Here is a 6,953-nt window from a genome sequence, read left to right as displayed (position 1 = left end):
TTATCCAAACTTTTTAAAAAATGAGAATTATCAACAATAGATTTTAAATCTGTAGTACAAGAAAATATTTATAATACTATTAGATCATTTACTATTAAATAATAAATATTTAAAAATTAGTTGTGCGATATTGCTTTATAGGTCTTTTAATAAGGTATAATATTTATATAAATCTCGCTATCGCTCGAAAAAATGGGGGGGATAAAAAAATAAGGTAAAAAGTCTTTGGAATTTTTGATTAAAATAATTATATATAATATATTTAAAAATTAATAAAATTTATGAAAGATAATAAAAATATAGATATCAATAAATTGATTAATTTATCAGTTGATATATGGAGATTAGGAGAAAAAATCTCTAAGATTGTTTATTTAAAAGATCAAGATAACGAAAAAATTTCTGTAAGTTTAGATAGATTAAAGAAATTTATAAAAGATTTGGATATTGAACTAAAGTGATTTTCATGAGAAAAATATTCAGAAGAAATAAATTTTTATGAATTAAAAGCTACTGAAGATACTAATTTTCCTGAATTAGATTGAATAATAAAAGATACTATAGAACCTGCTGTGATAAATAACTGAAATATAATAAAACAAGCAAAAATCATTGTTTATAAATTTACACCTTAACCATATAAAATATGTCTACTATTCAAATATGAATTGATCTTTGAACTACAAATTCAGCAATAGCATATAATAATTGTTGAAATATAGAAATTATTAAAAATTTTGAAATGGATGAATTCACACCATCTGTTTTTTGATATGATAAAGCAAATAATCCTCTGGTGTGAAAAAGAGCTTATGAAAAACTCTTCAAATATGCTGATAAATGAGATATACAAAATTTTAAAGCAGAAGTAAAAAGGTTAATGTGAACTCCTGAAATAACATTTTTTCCTAGAGTAGATAAAAATATGAAAGCTGAGGAAATTTCAGCTGAGTTATTAAAGTATCTTAAAAGTACTGTATTAAAAAAATATCCTGAAGTTAATACTATAGGAGCTGTTATAACAATTCCTGCACATTTTTCAACTTTAGAGTCAGAAGCTACTAAAAGGTCTTGAGAATTGGCATGATTTAAACAAGTAGTCTTGTTGCAAGAACCTATCGCTGCAGCTATAGCATATTGATTTTGAAAAGAACAAAATACTAATTGGTTAGTTTATGACTTATGAGGATGAACATTTGATACAGCATTAATTCAATCAAAAGATTGATTGTTAAATATCTTATCTAGTAAATGAGATAATTTTTTATGATGAAAAGATTTTGATTGGGCAATTGTAGATAATATCTTTATACCTAAAATAACAGAAAAATTCTCTTTATTAAATTTTTCTAGATGAAATGAAAAGTATAAAAATGTATTTAATATACTTAAATGATTAGCTGAAAATACAAAGAAAATGTTGACTTATGATAATGAGGTTAATGTTGAAATTGATAAAGTATGAGAAGATGATAATGGAAATGAAATTTATTTAAATATAACTATAACTAAAAAAGATTTTGAAAAATTAGTTGAACCTTTTGTGAAAAAATCTTTAGTTTTAGTAAAAGAAACTATAAATGAATCATGAGTAGATAAAAACTCTATTGAAAAAATAGTATTAGTATGATGAAGTACTCAATCTCCTATAATTAAGGATAGACTTGAAAAAGAATTTTGAATAGAAGTGGACTCTAGTGTAGATCCTTTAACAGTAGTTTCTAAAGGAGGAGCTATTTATGCATCAAATCAAATTATTAAAGATGAATTCAAAGAAAATAATAAAGTATGTCTAGATTCATATAATATTAAATTAAACTATGAAGCTGTCTCATCTGAAAATGAAGAAATGGTAAGTTGAATCATTGAGTGATTAAATGAAGATGAAGAATTTTTTATACAAATACAGAGTGAAAGTTGATATTATTCTAGTAATAAAATCCTAATAAAAAATGGTAAGTTTATAGCTAATATAAAATTAGAAGCATGAAAAACCAATAATTATATGATTTATCTTATTGATTCTAAATGAAACACTTTAGAATTAAATAATGATAGCTTTACTATTTCACAATGATTATCTGTTTGAAGTATTCCTATACCATATAATATTTGAGTATCAATTGCTAAACAAAATAATGGTTTATCTTGGAAAGATGAAATGTATTGGTTTTTTGAAAAAAATTCAAAACTACCTTTATCTAAAACAATTGAATTTAAAACTAGTAAAAGTTTAATAAAAGGAGAGTCTACTAATGCTCTACCAATAAAAGTGTATGAATGAGAATCAGAAAATCCTGATAGAAATCAATTTATATGTGATTTAGGTATTTCATGAGAAAAAATCCCTTATGATTTAGAAGCATGAACTCCTGTTGAAGTAACTATTGAGGTTGATACTTCAAGGCAATTATCAGTAAAAGCATATATATCTTCAATTGATTTATCTTTAAATGTTCGTACTACAACATTAAATGAAGAAATTGATTTATGACTATTAAAAAAAGACTTAGATTGAGAACAAGAAAGATATGCTAAAATTAGAGCTAGTTTTACACCTACTCAAAAAGAAGAAATTGATGAGGAAATTTCATATTTAGAATGAACTGTTAATAATGCTAATAATGATGAGGATGAAAAAAGAAAAGCTAATAAAAAATTAAAAGATTTCAAAGTTAAAATAGATAATTTAGAAAAAAATACTGAGTTTGATATTCAAGAAAAATTATTTAATGAATTAACAGAAATATTAGATTGAGTCATTGATGAGATGGAAAAAACTAATGATTATAAAGCTCAAGAATTAGTTGTTAGATATAAAACAGTAAAAAACTGATGAAAAAAAGCAATAGATACTCAAGATAAAATTTTACTTTCATCAATAAATGAACAATTAGATGGATTAAGAACATCTATATTAATGGAAACTATAGAATGGTGGGAAAGAATGTATAATGATTTAAAATTTGGTTGATATAACTTTAATAGCGAAGATGATGCTGATTATTATTTCAAAAAATGAGAAAATGCTTTGAAAAATAATAATAAAGATGAATTAGCTACAGTTGTTAGAGAATTGTTTAAACTATTACCTAAAGATGAATTATGAAGAATAGAAGGAGGTAATCTTTCTGGAATTACTCTTTATTAATCAAATATAAATATGAAAAAATGTCCTTATTGTAAAGAAGAAGTTCAAGATAAAGCCAAAAAATGTAGATATTGTTGAGAATGGTTTACTTGAGTTGAAAAAAAGGAAGAGATAAAAGAAGAAAAAACTGAACTTAAACATAAAAAGCAAGAGAAAACTAATATTAATAACAAACAAGAAGAAGTTAAATCTACAGAAGTACAAAAAATAGAAAAAAAAGAAGAGATTAAAGAAAATAATGAGAAATTGGAAGATAAAGAAAAAAATATTGGCATGAATAAACAAAACATAGAAGAAGAAAAAGATGGATGACTAAAAAGATTATGGTTTAATTTATGATTTATATTATTATTTATAGTATGAATAATACTTGAAATTTGAGAAGAATGATCTTGATGATTAATATATACTTTATGATTAATTATACTCTCAATTTTTAGATTTAAAAATCTATGAAGAAGTTGATGGTATTCATTATGACTATTAGTGCCTTTTTATGACTTATATTTATTACTTCTATTAATTTTTGTAAAGAAAAGTAAAGCAGAAAAAAATAATATATTAATTTGGTTAGTTAGTATTTACCTTTTTACAATATTATGAACTATAGCATTTATTGCATTTCAAGGTTATTCAGATGAAGCTGAAAAAGTTAAAGAAATAAATGCGCAATATTTTATTAATAAATGGCTAATTATTAATAATTCTAGTCTATTAATTAATGAAGAATTAGATAGTAAAACCTTGTCTCAGATTAATGAAGATGCAAATAAATGATTTTTAACTAATAAATGAAATTATACTTTATTTATTCCTGAGAAAGTAGATGAGGAAACAGCTAAAATATACTCTGATGATATAAATAATGAACAAATTAGATTATGATTAAAATCATATATTCTATCAATTTGATGAGAGAATATAGAAAGTGATATTAGAAAAATCGATTGATATACTTTTTATAAATTTTCATATGAAGTTGATATTGATGGAGATATATATTATTATTATGCAATATTCTGAGGAAAAGGTTTAGATTTTGAAAATATATATATTTGGTGAGAAAATAAACAAAATGTTAAAAGTGATTGAGATTTTATAATAAATAATTTTATAATAAATAACTATGAATGATAATTTAATTAAATGCCCTTACTGTGATGAGGAAATTGATAGAGATTCAGTTAGGTGTGAATATTGTGCTGAATCAATTAAAAAAGATTATGTTATTGTAAATAATCCATTAATTAATAATAGTTATAATATTTTATGACTAGATACTTCTTCTAATCAAAAACAAATATCAAAAAGAGCTAAAGATGTATTAAAATATTTAGCTATATGAGAAGTGCCTGATTATGAAAATGATTTATATTTTACACATGAGTATAGAAATGAAATATATGTAAAATCTGCATTAGATAGTTTAACTAATCCTAAAGAAAAAATATTAAATACCTTTTTCTGGTTTGATATTGAAAATGATGATGATAAAAATATTTTCTCAATTTATAATACTAAAAATTATAATAATGCTATAGATTTATTTAAAAAATCTAATAATAAAAAGAATTTAGCAATATTATACACTTTATTATTGTTAGATCCTAGTATTAATTCTGATTATTCTGAATATGTTGAAAATTCTTTAACTCTATTTAAAGAGATACAAGATGATGATAAGTTTTGGAAAATGTTTGAAAAAAAGTATTTATTATTTGATGATATATCAACTAACAAAGACTTAATTTCTGAATTTAGAAAAGATTTAGGTAAGCATTTATCAAATATTTTTTATGATATATCTACAAAATTATGAGATGATTCGATTTTGAAAAAATTTCATAAATATTTCAAAAATACTAAATGAAATAAGACTAATGAACAAGTTGAAAAAATTTATCTAGATTTAGGTAAACTTTCAAGAGAATTAGAAGAAATGAATATTAGTGAGGATTGAGTATTTGATGATGATGAAAAAGCAAAGGTAAAAAAAATACATTATGACATAACTCAATTACTAAGAAAATTAGAAGATTTATGATTATATGATGATAGTAAAACTTTAATAATCAGAGATACAGTAGCAGAAGCTTTTAGGACTATTATGCTTGATTTAAACAATGAGTTAAATGAAGAAGATGAAGCTTTGAAAGTTTTAAATTATGCAATTGATATAGTAGGTACTGATTGATTAAAACATAAGATAAATGAAGATTATAAGACTATTACAGCAAATATAAAGTTAAAACCAATTATTCAATTATTAGATGATGAAGACTTTATATGAGCTTCAAAAAAAATTGAGGAACTAGAAAATAAAAAATTTAATAAAGAGGATCAAATATATTTAAAAAATTTAAAAAAAAGAGCAGTTTTTTGACTATTATGAAAAATATTTTTAAATTGAAAAGAAGAATTTGAATCAGAAAATTACCCCAAAGCTATAAAATATTTTAATAAAGTAGAAGAATTAGCTAAAAATAATATCGAATTATTTGAATGAATTAATCCAGAATGATTAGATAATATATTAAATAATATAAGGGCATATCTTTCTAAAGTAGAAACATGAAAGCTAAATGCAAAAGAAGTCTTTGATCATATAGATACAATTAGAGCAGATGCTTTAGAAAAATTATCTGAAGAAGATGGTTATTTTTTTATTTTTTATGTTGATTCTATTACATATTGAGCATTAAGTAGATTCATTATAAATAAAAAAAATAATAATTGATGGTCATGATGGGTGTGATTGATATGTCTTATTTTAACTTGAATATTTATTCTTATTTCAGTTTTTTCTGATGATGCATCTAATAATTCAAATTATAGTTCTTCTTCTAATAATTACTCATCAAGTAATACTTATACAAATGATACTGATTACACTAATGATGATATAAATACTTTATTTTCAAATAATAGTACAGATAGTAACTCTAATAAATGTATATTAAATTGAATAGAATATACTAAGCCTGAACATGCGTATTGTGTTCCTGAAGATAACTATAATGCTTGGAAGTGTGACATTTGATATCATGAAAAAGATAATTACTGTTGGTGTACTTCATGAGATTACACTTGTCCAATATCCTTAGATACATCTTCTTTAGATAAACAAATAAATAGTTTACAATTAGAAATTGATAATATGTATGTTAACCAATATAGTGATAATTCAGTTAATAGATATAATGCAAAAGTTGATAGTATGAATAATTTGATTGAAGAAAGGAATAAAAAACTTAACGAAAGTTGTTCTTGTAACTAATATATAAAACTATTATGGATAAACCACTATTATATAACTGATATATAATCTGAGATTTAACAGAAATTAAAAATAGAATTGATAAACTATTTTTTACTGAGGTATATAAATTATCTAACGATAAATTTTTATACCTATTTCTTGATATTAATCTCATCTTTGTAAATAAAAAATAGCAAAAACAAGTTAAGAACTAAAGAAAAAGAATTTAAAAATGCGTTTTGTAGTGGCGATTATTATTATGGCTTCTCTTGAAATTATAACTTTTTTAATTATAATAAAATATATTATTTCTTATCTTTTATTATTTTAAGTGTAATAATCATAATATGTTTATTAAAAAAAGTACTCATAAATATAATTGAAAAACTTATATCAATTATTAATATTGTTGTATCTTTTAGAGATAAAGATACAAAAAAAGTAAAACATAGAAATATAGCTAATCTTTCTGAATTACCTCCAAAATCAAAAAATATAAAAATGAGATTATGTTAATGTCTATAAATAGAATATTTGAACCTA

At 22.2% G+C, this 6,953-nt stretch carries 4 protein-coding genes; all 4 read left to right on the top strand.

What is annotated here, in order from left to right:
• Positions 1–281 precede the first annotated feature (281 nt).
• Genes VAMP_RS03905 through VAMP_RS03890 form a run of 4 tightly spaced genes read left to right on the top strand, consistent with a single transcriptional unit; the run spans position 282 to position 6,428 of the window.
• Positions 282–635 carry a hypothetical protein gene (locus tag VAMP_RS03905; RefSeq protein ID WP_213349537.1) on the top strand — a complete coding sequence of 118 codons (354 nt, stop codon included), beginning with the start codon at positions 282–284 and terminating at the stop codon, positions 633–635.
• A gap of 11 nt (positions 636–646) precedes the next feature.
• A complete protein-coding gene (locus VAMP_RS03900) occupies positions 647–3,151 on the top strand; it encodes an Hsp70 family protein (RefSeq protein WP_213349534.1) in 2,505 nt (834 codons plus the stop codon).
• 12 nt (positions 3,152–3,163) lie between these two features.
• Positions 3,164–4,288: a hypothetical protein gene (locus VAMP_RS03895; RefSeq protein ID WP_213349531.1), complete on the top strand. Its 1,125-nt coding sequence runs from the start codon at positions 3,164–3,166 to the stop codon at positions 4,286–4,288.
• Positions 4,278–6,428: a hypothetical protein gene (locus VAMP_RS03890; protein ID WP_213349528.1), complete on the top strand. Its 2,151-nt coding sequence runs from the start codon at positions 4,278–4,280 to the stop codon at positions 6,426–6,428. The genes VAMP_RS03895 and VAMP_RS03890 overlap by 11 nt, the downstream gene beginning before the upstream one ends.
• Positions 6,429–6,953: the final 525 nt, after the last annotated feature.

It is taken from the genome of Candidatus Vampirococcus lugosii (assembly GCF_018420025.1).
GTDB lineage: Bacteria > Patescibacteriota > Gracilibacteria > Absconditabacterales > Absconditicoccaceae > Vampirococcus > Vampirococcus lugosii.
This window is presented reverse-complemented; position numbering and strand designations above follow the sequence as displayed.